This window comes from Microvirga medicaginis (genome assembly GCF_052658925.1).
On the sequence record NZ_JBQWEL010000001.1, the window covers coordinates 26,961 to 45,653 of the forward strand.

General features: G+C 61.6%; 20 protein-coding genes. 19 read left to right on the top strand and 1 reads right to left on the bottom strand.

Annotated features, from left to right (window positions below):
- Positions 1-99 precede the first annotated feature (99 nt).
- The 14 genes from ACUXUR_RS00155 (at position 100) to phnE (ACUXUR_RS00220) (ending at position 13,965) form a co-directional block, all read left to right on the top strand.
- A complete protein-coding gene (locus tag ACUXUR_RS00155) occupies positions 100-822 on the top strand; it encodes a FadR/GntR family transcriptional regulator (RefSeq protein ID WP_445500257.1) in 723 nt (240 codons plus the stop codon).
- A gap of 12 nt (positions 823-834) precedes the next feature.
- Positions 835-2,418: an ABC transporter substrate-binding protein gene (locus ACUXUR_RS00160; RefSeq protein ID WP_445500258.1), complete on the top strand. Its 1,584-nt coding sequence runs from the start codon at positions 835-837 to the stop codon at positions 2,416-2,418.
- 75 nt (positions 2,419-2,493) lie between these two features.
- A complete protein-coding gene (locus ACUXUR_RS00165) occupies positions 2,494-3,453 on the top strand; it encodes an ABC transporter permease (RefSeq protein WP_445500259.1) in 960 nt (319 codons plus the stop codon).
- A 2-nt stretch (positions 3,454-3,455) separates the two neighbouring features.
- Complete coding sequence (locus ACUXUR_RS00170) at positions 3,456-4,343, top strand: ABC transporter permease (protein WP_445500260.1); 888 nt, start codon at positions 3,456-3,458, stop codon at positions 4,341-4,343.
- Positions 4,344-4,361: 18 nt separating this feature from the next.
- A complete protein-coding gene (locus ACUXUR_RS00175) occupies positions 4,362-5,279 on the top strand; it encodes a dihydrodipicolinate synthase family protein (protein WP_445500261.1) in 918 nt (305 codons plus the stop codon).
- A gap of 4 nt (positions 5,280-5,283) precedes the next feature.
- Positions 5,284-6,294 carry an ABC transporter ATP-binding protein gene (locus ACUXUR_RS00180; RefSeq protein ID WP_445500262.1) on the top strand — a complete coding sequence of 337 codons (1,011 nt, stop codon included), beginning with the start codon at positions 5,284-5,286 and terminating at the stop codon, positions 6,292-6,294.
- 1 nt (position 6,295) lies between these two features.
- Positions 6,296-7,264, top strand: a complete 969-nt coding sequence (locus ACUXUR_RS00185) for an ABC transporter ATP-binding protein (RefSeq protein ID WP_445500264.1) — start codon at positions 6,296-6,298, stop codon at positions 7,262-7,264.
- A gap of 220 nt (positions 7,265-7,484) precedes the next feature.
- Positions 7,485-8,468 carry a dihydrodipicolinate synthase family protein gene (locus ACUXUR_RS00190; RefSeq protein WP_445500265.1) on the top strand — a complete coding sequence of 328 codons (984 nt, stop codon included), beginning with the start codon at positions 7,485-7,487 and terminating at the stop codon, positions 8,466-8,468.
- 490 nt (positions 8,469-8,958) lie between these two features.
- A complete protein-coding gene (locus tag ACUXUR_RS00195; protein ID WP_445500266.1) occupies positions 8,959-9,654 on the top strand; it encodes a DUF1045 domain-containing protein in 696 nt (231 codons plus the stop codon).
- On the top strand, positions 9,654-10,277 hold the full coding sequence (locus ACUXUR_RS00200) for an LbetaH domain-containing protein (protein WP_445500267.1): 624 nt from the start codon (positions 9,654-9,656) through the stop codon (positions 10,275-10,277). The genes ACUXUR_RS00195 and ACUXUR_RS00200 overlap by 1 nt, the downstream gene beginning before the upstream one ends.
- An 83-nt stretch (positions 10,278-10,360) precedes the next feature.
- Positions 10,361-11,164, top strand: a complete 804-nt coding sequence (gene phnC, locus ACUXUR_RS00205) for a phosphonate ABC transporter ATP-binding protein (protein ID WP_445500268.1) — start codon at positions 10,361-10,363, stop codon at positions 11,162-11,164.
- A 71-nt stretch (positions 11,165-11,235) separates the two neighbouring features.
- On the top strand, positions 11,236-12,138 hold the full coding sequence (gene phnD / locus ACUXUR_RS00210; RefSeq protein WP_445500269.1) for a phosphonate ABC transporter substrate-binding protein: 903 nt from the start codon (positions 11,236-11,238) through the stop codon (positions 12,136-12,138).
- Positions 12,139-12,202: 64 nt separating this feature from the next.
- Positions 12,203-13,099: a phosphonate ABC transporter, permease protein PhnE gene (gene phnE, locus ACUXUR_RS00215; RefSeq protein ID WP_445500270.1), complete on the top strand. Its 897-nt coding sequence runs from the start codon at positions 12,203-12,205 to the stop codon at positions 13,097-13,099.
- A complete protein-coding gene (gene phnE, locus ACUXUR_RS00220) occupies positions 13,096-13,965 on the top strand; it encodes a phosphonate ABC transporter, permease protein PhnE (RefSeq protein ID WP_445500271.1) in 870 nt (289 codons plus the stop codon). The genes phnE (ACUXUR_RS00215) and phnE (ACUXUR_RS00220) overlap by 4 nt, the downstream gene beginning before the upstream one ends.
- A gap of 5 nt (positions 13,966-13,970) precedes the next feature.
- Here the strand turns inward: phnE (ACUXUR_RS00220) and phnF are convergent, their stop codons facing one another.
- A complete protein-coding gene (phnF, locus tag ACUXUR_RS00225) occupies positions 13,971-14,729 on the bottom strand; it encodes a phosphonate metabolism transcriptional regulator PhnF (protein ID WP_445500272.1) in 759 nt (252 codons plus the stop codon).
- A 74-nt stretch (positions 14,730-14,803) separates the two neighbouring features.
- Here phnF and phnG point away from each other — a divergent pair, with 74 nt between their 5' ends.
- Genes phnG through phnK form a run of 5 tightly spaced genes read left to right on the top strand, consistent with a single transcriptional unit; the run spans position 14,804 to position 18,692 of the window.
- Positions 14,804-15,295: a phosphonate C-P lyase system protein PhnG gene (gene phnG, locus ACUXUR_RS00230; RefSeq protein WP_445500273.1), complete on the top strand. Its 492-nt coding sequence runs from the start codon at positions 14,804-14,806 to the stop codon at positions 15,293-15,295.
- Positions 15,292-15,888 carry a phosphonate C-P lyase system protein PhnH gene (phnH, locus tag ACUXUR_RS00235; protein WP_445500274.1) on the top strand — a complete coding sequence of 199 codons (597 nt, stop codon included), beginning with the start codon at positions 15,292-15,294 and terminating at the stop codon, positions 15,886-15,888. Before phnG ends, phnH begins: the two co-directional genes overlap by 4 nt.
- Before the next feature lie 2 nt (positions 15,889-15,890).
- Positions 15,891-17,003: a carbon-phosphorus lyase complex subunit gene (locus tag ACUXUR_RS00240; protein ID WP_445500275.1), complete on the top strand. Its 1,113-nt coding sequence runs from the start codon at positions 15,891-15,893 to the stop codon at positions 17,001-17,003.
- 23 nt (positions 17,004-17,026) lie between these two features.
- A complete protein-coding gene (locus tag ACUXUR_RS00245; protein WP_445500848.1) occupies positions 17,027-17,923 on the top strand; it encodes an alpha-D-ribose 1-methylphosphonate 5-phosphate C-P-lyase PhnJ in 897 nt (298 codons plus the stop codon).
- Positions 17,916-18,692 (top strand): phosphonate C-P lyase system protein PhnK, encoded by a 777-nt coding sequence (gene phnK, locus ACUXUR_RS00250; protein ID WP_445500276.1) that lies wholly within the window; start codon positions 17,916-17,918, stop codon positions 18,690-18,692. Before ACUXUR_RS00245 ends, phnK begins: the two co-directional genes overlap by 8 nt.
- Position 18,693 lies beyond the last annotated feature (1 nt).

Sequence of the window (18,693 nt, forward strand, 5' to 3'; positions counted from 1 at the left end):
TCTGTATTGAAGGATATCCTACAAGCTGATATGCTACAAGCAAGATGGAAGCTCGTCTGTCGGATGTAGGGTGCGTGTCACGACGAGCAGGAGCAACTGATGTCCCGGCTGAAAGCCATAAAACCCCTGAGCAGGCCCCCTTCGCTGCATGTGACCGTGCAGGAGAGTCTGCGCAGCTACATTGAGGAAAATAAGCTCAAAGCCGGTGATCCTCTGCCTCCCGAGTCCTTCCTCGCCCAGCAGCTCGGCGTCAGCCGGAACTCGGTTCGGGAAGCTATCAAGGCGCTCGAGTCCATCGGGATTCTTGAGACCCGGCGAGGCATCGGCGTGTTCGTGAAGGAATTTTCCTTCCAGCCGCTGCTCGACAATCTCGCCTACGGCCTCGGCGATACTTTGCGCGATGTCGAGGAGCTTCGCGAATTGCGCCGCGTCCTCGAGGTGGGCCTCATTCATAAGACCGTCGAGATGATCGGCGAGGAGGATCTCGCGGCTCTGCGCGAAGTCACCGAGCGGATGCGCCAGCGCGCCGAGCGCAATGAGAGCTTCGCCGAGGAGGACGAGCAGTTTCACCGGCTGCTGTTCCGTTGCCAGAACAACCGGATGCTGACCGGACTCATCGAGATCTTCTGGCGTGCATTCTACAAGGCCTCCAACTTCGCCAATCTCGCCAATTCAGATCCGCTCTCCACGTGGCGGGATCACCACGAAATCGTCGAGGCCGTTGCGGCACGCGACGTCGAAAGAGCCCGCAAGAGGCTCGATGAACATTACGAGGGAATTCTTCAGGTCATCGACAAGAACAGGCGGTCGATCACTGCCTAATGGGAGGAAACGATGCAATTGAGAGCATTAACACGGGCCTTCGCCGCTGCGGCGCTCCTTGGAGCGACTGCGCTGACATCTCCAGCGGCAGCCCAGGAGCAGAAGACGATCACGGGCGGCTTCGACGTCGGTCCGGGCGGCTTCCAAGGCAACTTCAATCCGCTGGCAGCAACGGGCGGCTTTACCTGGCTCAATGTCTATTTCGAGCCATTGGTAAACTACAATGCTGATCTGACGGCGATCGAAGGGGCCTTGGCAACAGAGTATTCCATCAATCCGGACAAGACCGAGTACACGTTCAAGCTTGCCAAGGAGACCTGGCACGATGGCAAGCCGTTCACCTCCAAGGATGTGAAGTTCACCGTCGACCTTGCCAAGAACGGCGAAACCGGAACTGTCTTCGCGGCCCGCCTCAATGCCATCTCGTCAGTCGAAACACCCGACGAGCGCACCGCTATCATCAAGCTCTCGCGCCCCGATGCCGGCCTTCTAGCGACGCTGACCAAGCTCATGATCCTGCCGGAGCATGCTCTTTCGGGCTTCACACCGAAAGAAATCGCGACCAGCACCTGGTGGGCGACAAATCCAATTGGCACCGGCCCATTCAAATTCAAGCAATACGTGACCGACCAATATGTCGAATTGGTTGCCGATGAGGATTATCGCCTCGGCCGCCCGAAGACCGACCGACTGATCAATCGCTACTTCAAGAACACGGCCGCCGCCGTCGCCGCCCTGCGCGCCGGTGAGATCCAGTTCACCTACGTCGAGTCCGATGACGTCCCGACTTTCAAGAACAACAACGCCGTTCGGGTGATCGAGGGCCAGTCCTTTGTCGTCAATTACCTTGGCTTCAACCAGCAAGTTCCGCTCTGGAAGGATGTCCGCGTCCGCCAAGCTGTAATGCATGCCATCGACCGTCAGGCGATTATCGATAGCCTCTATGGCGGCGCTGCCACCGTGGCCAATTGCGGTTACGTCGCCAAGCATCTCGTTCCGGAAGAACTCGATCACTACAAATACGATCCTGCCAAGGCCAAGGCCCTGCTCGCGGAAGCCGGTTGGGACAAGATCAACGGCACTAAGCCGATTACCTGGCTGACCTACTACAACACGCCGCAGGCCGCCAACGTCATGGCCGCCGTGCAAGCCATGCTCGCGCAAGTCGGCATCAACGTGGTTCCGCGGGCGGTCGACACGCCGACCTACAACGGCATCATCTACGCCGCGAATCCGGACTTCAGCCAGTTCCCGCTGGTTTATGCCGGACTTCAGAACGGGCCCGATCCATCGGGTCTCAACATCGGCCTGAATGCGGCGCAGAAGCCCCCCGCAGGAGCGAACTTCCTGCGTATCGACATGCCGGAGCTGACCAAGGCGCTGGATGCTGCGCTCGCCGAAACCAATCCGCAGCAACTCAACACCCGCTACCAGGAGGTCTGCAAGGCGATGAATGCCAATCTCCCCTGGGCCACGATGTGGGTCGCCAATCGTTACGGCGTCGCTTCGACGAAGCTGAAGGACTTCGTCTGGGTGCCTGCCCCGGCTGGCGGACCGTACAATGCCCATCCGGAGAAGTGGTCGATCGACAAGTAAGCGAGACCCGGTGACACACTTGAGAAGGTGGCTCTGGCGAGGCCTGGCTACCTTCTTCATTCAGTGAGCATGCCCATGCTGACATACATCGCACGACGCCTTGCCACCGGCCTGCTGATGCTCGTCGCCTTGAGCATGCTCGTCTTCATTCTGCTGCGTCTGACCCCGGGCGACCCGATTAGCGCCTATATCAATCCCAACGTTGCCATGTCCCAGGCCGAGATGAACGCGGTGCGTGCGCGTTTAGGCCTCGACCAGCCCCTTCCGATCCAGTATCTCGCGTGGCTGCGGGCCGCCGCCGGCGGAGATCTGGGCTTCTCGATTCAGCGCAACGGCGTGAAAGTCCTCCCTCTTGTGCTCGAGCGCATCGGGCCAACCGTCTTGCTGATGGCGGCCGGACTTGCGATCGCGATCGTGGTCGGCATCACGGCCGGTATAATCACTGCCGTTCGGCGGAATTCTCCGACCGATATAGGATTTTCCATCGCCGCCTTTTTCGGCATTTCGAGCCCCGCCTTTCTGACGGCGATCCTCGGGCTTTATCTGTTCTCTGTGGTTCTCCGCTGGGCCCCTTCCGGAGGCATGCTGACGCCCGGCGCTCCATTTTCCACCGGCGACCTCCTCGCCCATCTCATCCTGCCCGCCTTCCTTCTGTCGATCGGCCATGCGGCGCTGATCATGCGGTACATGCGCGCGTCGCTGCTCGAGGTTCTGAATCAGGATTACGTGCGCACCGCGCGCGCCAAGGGCGTCAAGGAGTTCTGGGTCATCATGAAGCACGCCGTGCGCAATGCCCTTCTCCCGGTCGTGACACTCATCGGATCGACCATCGGCATTGCAGTGGGCGGCGCCATCTTCATCGAAAGCGTCTTCAACTGGCCCGGCATGGGCCTGCTCCTGATCAATGCCGTCGATACCCGTGACTATCCGGTCATCATGGGAGCGACCTTGATCGTCGGAGCCTGCGTGATCGTGGTCAATCTCCTCACCGACATCGCTTATGCAGCGATCGACCCGCGCATTCAGGTGGCCTGACGATGAGTGCTTCCGTCGCCACTGCATCCGCTGCCTCCCGCAAAGGGCCGATCTTGCGAGCCCTGAGCCGGTTCGTCATGAATCACGTGGCCGTAATAGGGCTCGTTATTCTTCTCATTATCCTTCTGGCAGTCCTGACCTATCCGCTCTGGTGGACTTATTCCCCTAATCAAATCGACTTGCGGGCCCTCAACAAGGGGCCCGGCGCAAGCCACTGGTTCGGTACGGACGGCGTCGGACGCGACATCCTCGCGCGGCTGATGCAGGGCGGACGCATCTCGCTTCTTGTCGCGGTCACCTCGGTTGCGATCTCGATGGCCATAGGTTTCCTCGTCGGTGCCGTGTCATCCTTTGGCGGCCCTATTGTCGATGGCACCGTCATGCGCCTCGTCGACCTCGCCATGACGCTGCCGCCAGTAATCTTCCTTCTCGTTCTCGCCTCGATCGCCGGCACGGGCATTCTGCCGACGATCCTTGTCATTTCGCTCCTGTCGTGGCCCGTTCTGTCGCGCATGGTGCGTGCTCGCCTTCTCGAACTGCGCGAGCGCGACTTCGTGATCGCCTCCCGCGGCATGGGAGCGGGCATGACCCATCTGCTCTTCCGCCATGGCCTGCCGAACTGCATCGACATTCTCGTGGTCTATGCGACTCTTCAGGTCGCCAACGCCATTCTGCTGGAAGCTGGCCTGTCCTTCCTCGGGCTCGGCATCCCTCCGCCGGAAGCGAGCTGGGGCAACATGCTCAACGCGGCGCGATCGACGATCGTGATCGAGCAATATGCCTGGCAGTGGATGTTCCCGGGTGCGGCTCTCGTCATCACCGTACTTGCAATCAACTTCGTCGGAGACGGCTTGCGTGATGCGTTCGACCCTCGCTCCGATCTTCAATAACTCAACAGAAGGCCCGCTATGACCAACCTCCACGGTGTCGTTCCTCCCGTCGTGACTCCTCTCACCGAGAGTTTCGAGGTCGATTATCAGTCCTATACCCAAGTTCTCGAGCACCTGATTGCAGGCGGCGTGCACGGTCTTTTCGTGCTCGGTTCGACAAGCGAAGTGATCTTCCACGGCGAAGCCACCCGGCGCAAAATTCTCGAACACACGATCAAGGTGGTGAATGGGCGCCTGCCGATCCTGGCCGGCGTCATCGACCCGACGACCGACCGGGTCATCAGCCACGCAAAAATTGCGCAGTCGATCGGCGTCGATGCGGTCGTCGTCACGGCTCCCTTCTATACCAGAACGAGCCAGCCGGAGATCGTGGACCATTTCCGTTACGTGCGCGAGGCGCTCGACATTCCGGTGATCGCCTACGACATCCCCGTCTGCGTTCACACCAAGCTCGAGCGTCAGACCACGGTGGCGCTGGCTCGGGAAGGCACCATCGCCGGGCTCAAGGACTCGAGCGGCGATGACGGCAACTTCCGTTATTGCCTGCTCGACCTTGCCGACAAGCCCGACGTTTTTCTCATGACTGGTTCGGAAATCGTCGTCGACAACGCCCTCCAGATGGGGGCGCATGGCGTCGTTCCGGGTCTGGCCAACGTGGATCCCCACGGCTATGTGCGTTTGTGGAACCATGCCCGGGCAGGTGATTGGGACGCAGCACGCCGGGAGCAGGAACGTCTCTGTCGGCTGTTCGAAATGGTCTGGGTTTCCCTGCCCCGCACCAGTGCCGGTTCTGCGGGGGTAGGGGCCTTTAAGACCGCGATGCGCCGCCTCGGCGTCATCGCGAGCAATACGATGGCCCGGCCGCAGCGTACGCTCAATGCTGAGGAAGCCGCGAGAATTGACGAAATCATTCGCGCCGTTGGGCTTCTGAACTGACGCCATGCATACCGCCCCGGTCCTCGATATCTCCGGTCTCAAAACGGTTTTCCGTATCGGCAACCGCCAAGTGGCGGCCGTGCAGGACCTGGATCTGACTATTGCGCCGGGTGAAACCCTGGCGCTGGTGGGAGAATCCGGATCGGGCAAATCCGTCACCAGCCTCTCGATCATGGGCCTTCTGCCGAGGAAGGTGGGGCAGGTGACGGAAGGCAGCATTCTGTTTCGCGGCAAGTCGGGTCAGGCACAGGATCTCACTCGGCTCGACGATGAGGACCTGCGGCGCATTCGGGGCCACGACATCGCCATGGTGTTTCAGGAGCCAATGACGAGTCTCAACCCGGTTTACACCATAGGCGAGCAGATTGCGGAGCCCATGCGGATCCATCTGGGGCGCAGTCACAAGGAAGCGGCTGCCGCTGCGATCGAACTTCTGTCGGATGTCGGCATCCCTGATCCTAAGCGCCGCGCCAGGCAATATCCTCATGAGCTTTCGGGCGGGATGCGCCAGCGCGCCACCATTGCCATGGCGCTCGCCTGCGATCCGGTGCTGCTCATTGCCGACGAGCCGACGACCGCGCTCGATGTAACGATTCAGGCCCAGATCCTCGATCTCCTGCAGAAGCTGCAGGACGAGCGGGGTATGGGCATTCTATTCGTCACTCATAACCTGGGGGTCGTGGCGGAGATTGCTGACCGGGTGGCCGTCATGTATGCGGGCCGCATCGTCGAGACCGGCACCGTCTCCAATGTCTTCGCCCATCCGCGCCATCCCTACACGGTCGGGTTGATGCGCTCCGTTCCCAAGTTGGGGGAGGCAACGGAGTTGAGACGCCGAGGCGTTCCGCTGCCGACCATTGCGGGCTCCGTGCCGAGCCTTGTGCATCTGCCCACAGGCTGCTCCTTTGCTCCACGCTGCCCGTTGGTGATCGACGCGTGCCGGGCTGGCGTGCCGCCCTTGTATGACACCGGCGATGGCCGAAAGAGCCGCTGCATCAGATGGCAGGAGGTCTAGCATGGTAGAGCCGCTGCTCTCCGTCAGAGAGCTGACCAAGCATTTCAAGCCGGCGAGTTTTTCCCATGGTCCTGTCGTGCGTGCGCTCGAGAACGTTTCCTTCGATGTCGCGCGTGGCGAGGTCGTCGGCCTCGTTGGAGAATCAGGCAGCGGCAAGACCACCATCGGACGCTCCGTGCTGCGCCTCATCGAACCGACGTCGGGCGAGGTGCGCTTCAATGGCGTCGATCTCACCAAGCTGCCGGCCGCCGAGATGCGTCGGCAGCGCAAGCACATGCAATATATCTTCCAGGACCCCTTCGCGAGTCTGTCACCGCGTATGACCATCGGACAGATTCTGACGGAGGGTCTTCACATTCAACGCGTTGGAACGCGGGAAGACAGAGAACGTCGGGCCCGGGCAGCGCTTGAAGCGGTGGATCTGCCCGCCGATGCCTTCGACCGCTATGCTCATGAATTTTCCGGCGGCCAGCGTCAGCGCATCGGCATCGCCCGTGCCTTGGCGCTCGAGCCGCAGCTGATCGTAGCCGACGAGCCTGTCTCGGCACTCGATGTTTCGATCCAGGCCCAGATCATCAATCTGCTGCGCAACTTGCAGAAGCGCCTCGGATTGACCATGCTTTTCATTTCACACGACTTGGCGGTTGTCGAATATATCTGCGACACGGTCATTGTGCTTTATCTCGGGCGCATCATGGAGGTCGCGCCGAGCGAAGCTCTGTATGCCGATCCACGGCACCCTTATACGCGCGCGCTGCTCTCTGCGATTCCGGACCCGGATCCTGCCAAGTCCCGCACCCGGCAGATCCTGAAGGGCGATATTCCAAGTCCGGCAAACCCACCTTCGGGTTGCGTTTTCCGCACGCGATGCCCCTACGCGGTCGATCGATGCGCGATGGTGGTGCCTCCCCTCGAGGAGGTTTCGCCAGGACACTTCAAGGCCTGCATCCGGCATGAGATTAGCGGGTGAGGGTGTGAGTGAAAGTTGGATCAATCAACCGACTGATCGCTCATCCATGAGTGGTGCTTCGGCACTTCGCGCAGATTGTGAATGTAGAACTAAGCCGTCCTAGCGCATCCATGCTCGAAAGAACCCAGCCTTGGCCCGCACGGAAAAGATGAACACTCGTATCTTCTATGACGCATTGCATCATGCGGCCCCACAATCTGACACTCGGAAGGTCTGAGCTATGCAGGCGACAGCTCCCCAAACAGGCCCTTTGACGCGGCAATCTTCAGGAAATGGCGCGATATCGCGTTTACGGGGTAATTGGGCGACGCTCCTGCTTCCAATCAATGCTGACGAATCGATCGACTTCGGCCGGCTCGAGATTGAGATCGAGGCATTAATCGAGGCGAGAGTTGATGGTGTTTATTCGAACGGAACGGCTGGTGAATTCCACAACCAAACGGAGGCTGAGTATGAGAAGATCCAAGAGCTTCTTGCAGATCGGTGCATCTCGGCCGGAGTCCCCTTCGTCATCGGTGCCTGTCATCCGGATCCTTCGGTTTCATGCGGCCGGATTCGCCGAGCCGCACGGCTTGCTCCCGATGCCATTCAAGTGATCCTGCCAGACTGGGTGCCAGTTACTGATCCCGAGGCCGTAGATTTCCTCGCAATAGCCGCCGATGCCGCATCGGGAATACCACTGGTATTGTATAATCCGCCTCACGCCAAACGAGTGTTGACTCCGGCAGAACTCGGAGCAGTGCTTCGACAGGCCGGTCCTGCTGTCCATGGAGTCAAACTTGCCGACGGGGGTGCGCTCTGGTACTCCGCAGCGCGACAGCATCTCGCCGATTGGGCCGTCTTTGTGCCGGGCCACCATCTTGCGACAGGTATCAGTGAGGGGGTTGCAGCAGGTGCCTTCTCCAACATCGCTTGCCTCAGTCCTCGTGGCGCTCAACTCTGGACCGATGGGATGTCGTCCAATCTTCCCGCCGCCCTCGAGCTCGAACGCAGGATCCGTGTGTTTCTGGACACATACATACTGCCGTATCGTATCGGCAGCGGCTACTCCAATGCTGCGCTCGATAAGCTGCTGGCCGGTATCGGCAATTGGGCGCCGATCGGGACCCGCTTGCGCCGCCCGTATCGTTGGATCGCAGAGGCAGAGGCTGACCGTCTGAGATCAGTTGCGCGTGCAAGCATTCCCGAATTATTTCAGGGTTAAGACATGAGTACCACAGATCCCGATGGGGGGCTCCGAACGGCCGGCGTGAGGTGTCGCCCAAGCTCCCTGCACTCTACGCGGCACTGGCCGAAACCCGGGAGACGGGATCCCTTTTGAGGGATCAAGCGGACCTTGCACCGCTGGTCACAAAGACCGCCTTTGACCCGCAGCAGGCCTTCGGATTTGTGCCTCAAGGTTTCTGACCGTCAGGCGAATGGATCTGCCGCTGGCCGGCCTCAGGAGCATGACGCTCGACAAAATGACAGTATCGCAAGCCGTGGGACGGCCGGTGTCTCAATACGTCATGCCGGTGTCACCAAAGCTTCAGATATCCGTCATCAGGCTGGCCTAAGGAGCCAACCCCATCGGCGGGCATCATGGTCCAATCGACCTGATTCCCGTCTTGCTTGCGATCAGTTGTGATCCTGCTTGTCCCGTCATTCCAAAGTTTTCTCCTGCCCTCTGTTACTGCCGTCACCTTGTCGAAACGATGACCAGCTCTGCACGATATGCGCTCTACTATGTTCCTGCAGTCGATTCCGATCTTGCCCGCCTCGGTGCCGCTCTCCTCGGATACGATTGCCATACCGGAGCCGAGATTGCTCAACCTGCCCTGGAAGGCATCGCACCCGAAGACATGCGGTCCCTGACGGCGGAACCGCGCCGCTACGGATTCCATGGAACTCTCAAGGCACCGTTCGCGCTTGATGCCAGTGTCTCACCAGATAGCTTGAAGGATGCGGTTCGGGTTTTTGCGGCGGAACGCCCACCTCTTGAGGTGGGTACAATGTCGCTGCGGCGCCTCGGGCACTTCATCGCATTGACGCCTGACGCTCCGTCCATGGAACTGTCGCTCTTCGCAGCGGAGTGCGTCGCAGCCTTCGACCGCTTTCGTGCGCCGATCACCGAAAAGGACCGTCAGCGCCGTGGTGCCAGCCGCCTCCCGCCACGACATCGGGCGCTGTTCGAGCGGTGGGGCTATCCTTACGTGTTCGACGAATTCCGTTTTCACATGACGCTGACCGGCCCCCTGCCGGAGGAGAGTCAAGACGCGTGGATGGCAGGTCTCGGGCGCTATGTCGGCGGTCCGAAGACCCTCGTCGTCGATGCACTCACCCTCGTGATGCAGCCGAGTCCTGAAGCGCGGTTCCAAGTGATCGGACGTTACCGACTGGAGGGGCAGTGATGAGCGCGAAGACACTTTCGGAAAACCCGACGGTCGATCCTTCGACGACGCTTCGCGATTGTCGCCTCGGACGTTACACGGAGGTCGGTGCAAGGACGTCGATGATCGAGACGATCCTCGACGATTATTCCTACATCGTGCACGATGGCGAGGTTGCGTATACCACCATCGGCAAGTTCTGCTCGATCGCTTCCCATGTGAGGATCAATCCCGGTAACCACCCGATGTGGCGGGCGAGCCAGGCGCATTTCACCTACCGCTCCCGCCAATACTGGCCGGAAGAGGACGACGACGAGGCCTTCTTCCATTGGCGACGCTCGCATCCGGTCGTGATCGGGCATGACGTGTGGATCGGACACGGCGCCGTGATCCTTCCGGGTAGGAGCGTTGGCACCGGCGCGATCGTCGGAGCGGGAGCCATCGTGACCCGCGACGTCGCACCCTATGCCATCGTGGGCGGCAACCCTGCCAGAGTTATTCGTCGCCGTTTCGACGAGAGAATCGCGCAGAGGCTACAGGCCCTGGCCTGGTGGGATTGGGATCACGGGCGCCTCCGTCATGCGCTTCGCGACTTTCGTGATCTCTCGGTCGAGGCGTTTCTCGATCGGTATGAGACAGAGTAGCGAATGTCATTCGACCGTCGCATAAGGGTCATCGCGCCTTCATTTTGCAGAGCTAAACGGGCTTCAACACACGAGGTGAAGCCATGCTCGTCATCGAGGGCCTGTCGCGACGGTTCGGCCACAAGACTGCGGTCGATCAGGTCAGTCTGACCATTCAGCCCGGTTCATTCGTCGGGGTCATCGGACGCTCGGGTGCCGGCAAGTCGACTCTCCTGCGTCTGGTCAACCGGCTGATCGATCCATCTTCCGGCCGGATCGCCTATGATGGGGTCGACGTGACCGATCTTAGCGGAAAGGATCTGCGGGACTGGCGCGCACGCTGTGCCATGATCTTCCAGCAGTTCAACCTGGTCGGCCGCCTTGATGTGCTGACCAACGTCCTGATGGGGCGGCTCAATCGCACCCCGAGCCATCGTTCCCTCCTGAAGCTTTGGAGCGAGGAGGACAAGGCCATCGCCCTGTCCGCTCTCGAGCAGTTCGACATGGCGGGGCTTGCGTCGCAGCGGGCGGAACAGCTCTCGGGCGGTCAGCAGCAGCGTGTCGCGATCGCGCGGGCCCTGGTGCAGCAGCCTGACATCATTCTCGCCGACGAGCCGATCGCATCGCTCGATCCGCGCAATACACGTCTTGTGATGGATGCGCTCGCGCGCATCAACCGCGAATACGGCATCACGGTCCTGTGCAATCTTCATTCCCTCGACCTGGCGCGTGCCTATTGCGACCGCCTCGTCGGCATGGCGGAGGGGCGGGTGATTTTCGACGGCGGGCCATGCGACCTCACAGACGATGCGAGCCGTCGGCTTTACGGCCTGGAGGCGGGTGACGTCGTCGATGTGGATGTCGATGCCGCACTGCTCCGCGGCCGGGTTGCAGCCCGAGCCGCCTGAATGGCAGTCGCGCGGCAGCGCGGGGCCGTTCCATCTCATCCTGAAAAACAAACACCAAGGAGACATCTGTCATGATCACACGTCGCCTCATCCTCGGCGCGGCCGCAGCGCTCGCCCTCACGGGTGCAGCACAGGCCCAGGACTGGAAGGCCAAGTACCCGGAAATCGTCTACGCCATCATCCCGTCCGAGAATGCCTCCGGCGTGACCGATCGCTGGACGCCTTTCGTGAGCTATCTCTCGAAGGAACTCGGCACGAAGGTGACGCTGCGCATCGCCAACGATTACGCGGCGGTCATCGAGGGGCAGCGCTCCGGCAACATCCACATCGCCCAGTACGGCCCGGCCTCCTATGCCCGCGCCTATGTGACCGGTGTAAAGACCGAGCCCTTCGCCATCGAGACCAATCTGGATGGTACCAAGGGCTACTACTCGGTCCTGTGGGTCAAGGCCAACTCGCCTTACCAGAAGATCGAGGATCTCAAGGGCAAGAACCTGTGTCTCGTCGACCCCAATTCGACTTCGGGCAACAACGTGCCGCGCTTCGCCATGAACAAGCTGGGCATCACCCCTGAGCAGTTCTTCGGCAAGGTCGTTTACGCCGGCAGCCACGAGAACGCGGTTCTCGGCGTACAGCAGGGCACCTGCGACGCGGCCTTCAACTGGTGGAACGACGAGAAGGAATCGAACCTTCTGCGGATGGCCAGCAAGAGCATGGTCAAGGCCGAGGACTTCCGCATGATCTTCAAGTCCGACCAGATCGTGAACTCGCCATTCGCCTATCTCAGCGATCTCCCGGCCGATCTGAAGGCCAAGATCAAGCAGGCCGTTCTCGACATGCCCAAGAAGGATCCCGAGGCATTCAAGAAGATCTACGATGGCAAGCAGGGTGTGTGGGAGCCGATCGACCACAAGGCCTATGAGCCGGTCGTCGAACTCATCGGCTTCGTCGACTCGCTGCGCAAGAAGTCCTGACGCCTCCTTGAGTTGCAAAGCAGCCCGCTCACGCGAGCGGGTTGCGTTTTTCTGATTGATTTCCATGGCCACAGCAATTTCACGTCTGCCGGACGAAAAGCTCTCGGCGTACGTCCAGGCCTATGACGGCGCCAACAGGAAGAAGCGCACTCGGACGGTGCTCTTTCTGGGAATCGTCGCAGGGCTGATCCTCCTGTCCGGCACGGTCGCCGAAGTCGATCTTTCCAAGTTGTTCGGCAATTTCGGAAAATTCTTCGGCTATTTCGATCGTATCTTCACCTTCGACAGCGGGCCGATGATGGGTCGGCGGGTCTGGACCGACCCGGTGGAGTGGTTCTGGGGCTTTAGCAAGTGGCTGGGGCTTCTCGGCGATACGATCCTGATCGCCTATCTCGGCACCGTCCTCGGTGCGGTCGGAGCGTTTCTGCTTTGCTTCTCCGCGTCTGCCAACATGATGCCGAATGTCTGGTTGCGCGGCTTCGTGAAGCGCATGCTCGAATTCTGCCGCACGGTTCCTGAGATCGTCTTCGCTTTGATCTTCATCATCGCATTCGGACTGGGGCCCGTGCCCGGCGTCCTCGCAATCGCCATTCATACGACGGGTGCACTCGGCAAGCTCTTTGCCGAGGTCGTCGAGAACATCGACATGAAGCCGGTCGAAGGCTGCACGGCAACGGGAGCCAGCTTCAGCGATACGATCCGTTTCGCGGTCGTGCCTCAGGTTCTGTCGAATTTCGCGAGCTATACGCTTCTGCGGTTCGAGATCAACGTCCGTGGCGCGTCCGTCATGGGCTTCGTCGGCGCCGGCGGCATCGGGCAGGATCTGCTCGAGGCCATTCGGAAGTTCTATTATGCGGACGTGTCAGCGCTCCTTCTCCTGATCATTCTCACCGTGGTGCTGATCGACCTCGGTACCGAACGCCTGCGCCATGCCCTGATCAGCCGGGAGGAAGGGCCATGAATCATTCCTCGAAGCTGGCCCCGTGCGACGTGCAGGCTCTGAAATCTCGCCATGCGGAGGTCTTCGCTCCGTCATGGGCGAACCGCGCCGCGACCTTTGGAATTGTTGCCTTCTTGGCGGGGCTGTTCGTCTTCGGCTTCTGGCGCCTGGAATTCTCGTTCACGAAAGTCCTGTCGGGAATTGGACAATTGGGGGTCCTGGTCTGGATGATGCTGCCGCCTGATCCCGGCAGTTGGGCACGCTTTCTCATTTTCCTGAACGCGCTTGCCGAGACGGTTGCCATCGCCTTCCTCGGGACTCTGCTGGCTGCACTCATCGCCTTCCCGATAGGATTCGTCGCGGCGCGCAATACGACGGTCAACCGGCTTGTCCGGTTCGCGTCGCGCCGGCTTCTCGACGGAATCCGCGGCGTCGATACGCTGATCTGGGCCCTTCTGTGGATCAACGTGGTCGGGCTTGGTCCTTTCGCGGGCGTGCTCGCCATCATGACCGGCGATATCGGCACCCTCGGCAAGCTGTTCTCGGAAGCCATCGAAGCTGCGGACCGGAAGCCGGTGGAGGCTATCGTCTCGACTGGCGGCACACGCCTGCAGCAGATCCGGTTCGGCGTTCTGCCGCAGGTCCTTCCGGTGATCGCCGGCCAGGTTCTCTACTTCTTCGAATCGAATACCCGCTCCAGCACGATCATCGGTATCGTCGGCGCAGGCGGCATCGGTCTGCACTTGGCGGAGCAGATTCGTACGCTCGAATGGCAAGCGGTTTCCGTTCTCGTGATCATGATCCTCATCATGGTTGCGGTCATCGATGCGGTTTCGATACGCTTGCGCACGGCCTTCATCGGGCACTCGCAACGGCCCGCTAAGTGAGGCGGTTACGGCTCGATGACGAGATCGACCCGATCGGCGGCAAAAAGCGAGCGTGTGGCCTGAATCCGCCAGCCATGCTGATCCACGTTGATGCTGTCGATCACGAGCACGACGCGACCGGCGGCGAGATCGAGCTGGAGAGCCTCGTCAGGACTTGCGGTTCGGGCCGATATACGCGTCGAGAGACGGGAATAGTCGGAGACCGCATGGCGGGCATAGGCCCGGGTGAGCGAGCCGGTCTGCCGGTAAGTCGCATCGAGACCCTCGAAGCGCGGGAGCGGCAGCCATGTCTGCGCCATCGAGATCGGAACGTCGTCCGCCCGATTGAGGGTCACGAGTTGAAGAACCGGTGCACCAACCGCCATGTCGAGGGCCTCGGCGATTTCGGCATTCGCCGTGGTCTCAGAGGAGCGGATCAACTCGCCCCGAGCCTCGCGCCCTGCGCGAGCCATGGCTTCCGAGAACCGGGTCTTGGGGCCGATCGGATAGGGCAGGGGCTTGGCTTCCACATAAGTTCCGCCGCCCTGCGTCGCCCGCACCAGCCCGCGTTCGGCCAGGGCGGCGAGAGCGCGTCGCACCGTGTGGCGATTGACGCCGAAGCGTTCCGCGAACTGGACCTCACTCGGCAGCCTCTCGCCCGGCCTGAACGTGCCCTCACGGATGGCTCCCTCGACGCTGTCGGCAATCTGCCGCCAGGCGGTGAGGCCTTCCCCGCGCTGAAGTGGCGGAAGGCGCTGCGGGTCCAAGTCTGGTCTGCCTGTCATAAAAGTTTCACCGGCGTGTGTTGTATAGATGTCTATACAACTTGATCAGCAATTCGCCAATGAGGATCATCCCCATGGCTCCATCGCCAAATACCGCATCACCGCCTGATCCGCCCCAAGACGCCATAATCGCGCGCCGTCAGAGAACCATTGCCCTTTGTGCCGAGGCCGGCCCCGGCGATCTGGAGGCGATCTTGGACGGCTTGGCCTATGAGGGCGCCGTGGAGGACCTTCGCCGCCCCGAGACCGGGCTGGTCATGGTCCGTGGCCGCATGGGCGGCGACGGCAGCCCATTCAATTTCGGTGAGGCGACCGTCACCCGTGCGGCCGTACGGCTGGGAAGCGGAGAGACGGGCTTTGCCTATCAGCTCGGCCGCGATGCGGGGAAAGCCAGGGCGGCTGCGATCCTCGACGCATTGCTGCAGAACCCGCTTTACGGCCATCGCGTGGAAGGTGCGATGAAGCCGCTTCGCGCACGCCTTGCCGATCAGCGCGCGGCCCGAGAGCGTCGCACCGCAGCGACGCGGGTCAATTTCTTCACCATGGTGCGCGGAGAGGACCAATGACGGCGCTCGCTCACGGTTTTGCCAACCCGGTGACGGAGGCGCAGCAGGTCTTTCATGCGGCAATGAATGCGCTTGCCCATCCTGGCCGTCTCCAGCGCCTCCAGAGCGGCCTCATGCCGCCGCGTCCGCTGACGCCGGAGCTTGCCGCCATTGCCCTTGCGCTGGCCGATCACGAAGCTCCGATCTGGCTTGATGCCGATCTCGCGGCTGCGCCAGGCGTCGCCGATTTTCTGCGCTTCCATACGGGCGCGGCTGTGACAGCCGATCCCGGTCGCGCTGCCTTCGCGCTCATCTCGGCCCCCGAGAGGCCTTTGCCCGTCGATGCCTTCGCTCTGGGAACGGCAGAGTTTCCGGACCGCTCGACGACCCTCGTGATCGCTGTGTCCGAACTCTCCGATCGGGATGGCCGGCTTCTGCGTGGTCCCGGGATCGACGAGCGCCAGAACCTGCGGGCATCGCCATGGCCGCACGATTTTGCCGACATCATCCGGCGGAACGGCGCGATCTTCCCGCGCGGGCTTGATGTCCTGCTCGTAGCGCCGGGATCTATCGTTGGCCTGCCGCGCTCCACGCGCTTCGTCGAGGAGGCCTGATCATGTATGTTGCGGTCAAAGGCGGTGAAGCCGCCATCGAAAATGCCCATCGGCTGCTTGCCCATGAGCGGCGGGGCGATCCGTCCGTCCCTGAACTCTCCGTTTCGCAGATCTCCGGGCAACTCGGTCTGCTCGTCGACCGGGTCATGACGGAGGGCTCTCTTTACGATCGGAACCTCGCGGCGCTTGCTCTCAAGCAGGCGCGCGGCGACCTGATCGAAGCCGTGTTCCTCGTGCGTGCATTCCGCACGACGCTTCCGCGCCTCGGCTATTCCGAACCGGTCGACACGGCCCGCATGGAAATCCGTCGCCGGATCTCGGCTACCTACAAGGACTTGCCCGGCGGGCAGGTTCTGGGCCCGACCTTCGACTACACCCACCGCCTGCTCGACTTCATGCTCGCCGCCAACGGTGAGCATCCGCAGCCGCCGGCGGAAGCCGAGATCGAGAGTGACGAAAGTCACACGCCACGCGTGACCGATCTTCTCGACGCGGAAGGCCTGATCGAACCTTCATGCATGCCGGAGCACGACGGCGCGGATGTAGGCGATCTCACCCGCGAGCCGCTGACCTTCCCGGCCGATCGCGATCTACGCCTGCAGGCGCTGGCCCGAGGCGATGAAGGATTTGTTCTGGCGCTCGGCTATTCGACCCAGCGCGGCTACGGCCGCACCCACCCCTTCGTCAGCGAAGTTCGGGTGGGAGAAGTCGAGGTCGAACTTGTGCCCGAAGAGATCGGATTCGCGGTGCCGCTCGGTCGCATCACCGTGACGGAATGCCAGATGGTCAACCAGTTCAAGGGATCTGCGGAAACGCCGCCGCAATTCACCCGCGGTTACGGGCTCGTCTTCGGTCAGAGCGAACGCAAGGCCATGGCTATGTCGTTGGTCGACCGCAGCCTGCGGGCCCGCGAACTCGGTGAGGATGTCGTGGCTCCCGCGCAGGACGAGGAATTCGTGCTCTCCCATGCCGACAACCTGCAGGCGACGGGCTTTGTGGAGCACCTCAAGCTGCCGCACTACGTCGACTTCCAGGCGGAGCTCGATCTCGTGCGCCGCATGCGTGCCGAGCACAAGGCAAACCAGCCCTATTCCCTTTCGGAGGCCGCAGAATGACCGCGCCATTGGCAGCATCCGCCATGTCCGATACCGGCTACAACTTCGCCTATCTGGACGAGCAGACCAAGCGCATGATCCGACGGGCGATCCTGAAGGCGATCGCCATCCCCGGATACCAGGTTCCCTTCGCATCGCGCGAAATGCCCATGCCCTATGGCTGGGGCACCGGCGGCGTGCAGGTGACGGCTTCGATCCTGGGCCCGGACGATGTTCTCAAAGTGATCGATCAAGGCTCGGACGACACCACCAACGCAGTCTCGATCCGGAAATTCTTCAAGCGCACGGCGGGCATCAGAACCACCACCCGCACGGGCGAGGCGACCGTGATCCAGACCCGCCATCGCATTCCGGAACAGACGCTCGGCGAAGGACAGGTGATCGTCTATCAGGTGCCGATCCCGGAGCCGCTCCGTTTCCTCGAACCGCGGGAGACCGAAACGCGCAAGCTCCATGCGCTTGCGGAGTACGGCCTCATGCATGTGAAGCTGTACGAGGACATCGCCAGGCACGGCCATATTGCCACGACCTACGCCTATCCGGTCGAAGTCGCGGGTCGCTACATCATGGACCCGTCGCCGACACCGAAATTCGACAATCCGAAAATGCACATGATGGCCGCCCTGCAGCTCTTCGGCGCGGGCCGCGAGAAGCGCATCTACGCCGTCCCACCCTACACGCAGGTCCGGAGCCTCGACTTCGAGGATCATCCTTTCCGAATCCAGACCTTCGGTCAGCCCTGCGCCCTCTGCGCGGCGGAAGGGGTCTATCTCGACGAGGTCGTCATGGACGATCACGGCGGGCGCATGTTCGTCTGCTCCGACACCGATTTCTGCGAGGAGCGTCGGGAAAAGGGACATCGCGGCGCCATGCTTGCCGATGCTCCCGCTGCTCTTACCGGGGAGAACTCCCATGCCTGATGCACCTCTGCTCTCGGTCTCGGGACTGACCAAGCACTACGGCCAGCGCATCGGCTGTGCCAACGTCTCCTTCAACCTCTACGAGGGCGAGGTGCTCGCCATCGTGGGCGAATCCGGCTCGGGCAAGTCCACGCTTCTCAATCTTCTCGCCAGCGAACTGGAGCCGACCGCAGGTAGCATCCGCTACCGCATGCGAGACGGCGCGGTGCGGGACCTTCTTGCGATGGGGGAGGCGGAGCGGCGCTTCCTGCTCCGCACCGATTGGGGCTTTGTCCGGCAGGATGCGACGCAAGGGCTACGCATGAACGTATCCGCAGGCGGCAACGTGGGCGAGCGCCTCATGGCTGTCGGCCAGCGCCATTACGGGCGGATCCGCGGCACCGCCATCGACTGGCTTGATCGTGTCGAGATCGAGACGGACCGGATCGATGATACGCCCAAGGCCTTCTCGGGCGGCATGCGCCAGCGGCTTCAGATCGCCCGCAATCTCGTCACCCATCCCCGGCTGGTGTTCATGGACGAGCCGACCTCGGGTCTCGACGTCTCCGTGCAGGCGCGCCTGCTCGATCTCATCCGCGGCCTCGTCAGTGAGCTCGGGCTGGCGGTGGTGATCGTGACCCATGATCTCGCCGTCGCACGGCTTCTGTCGCATCGCATGATGGTGATGAAAGGCGGATGCGTGATCGAAACGGGGTTGACCGATCAGGTCCTCGACGATCCGCGTGAAAACTACACCCAACTTCTCGTCTCCTCGGTTCTGGTGGTCTAGC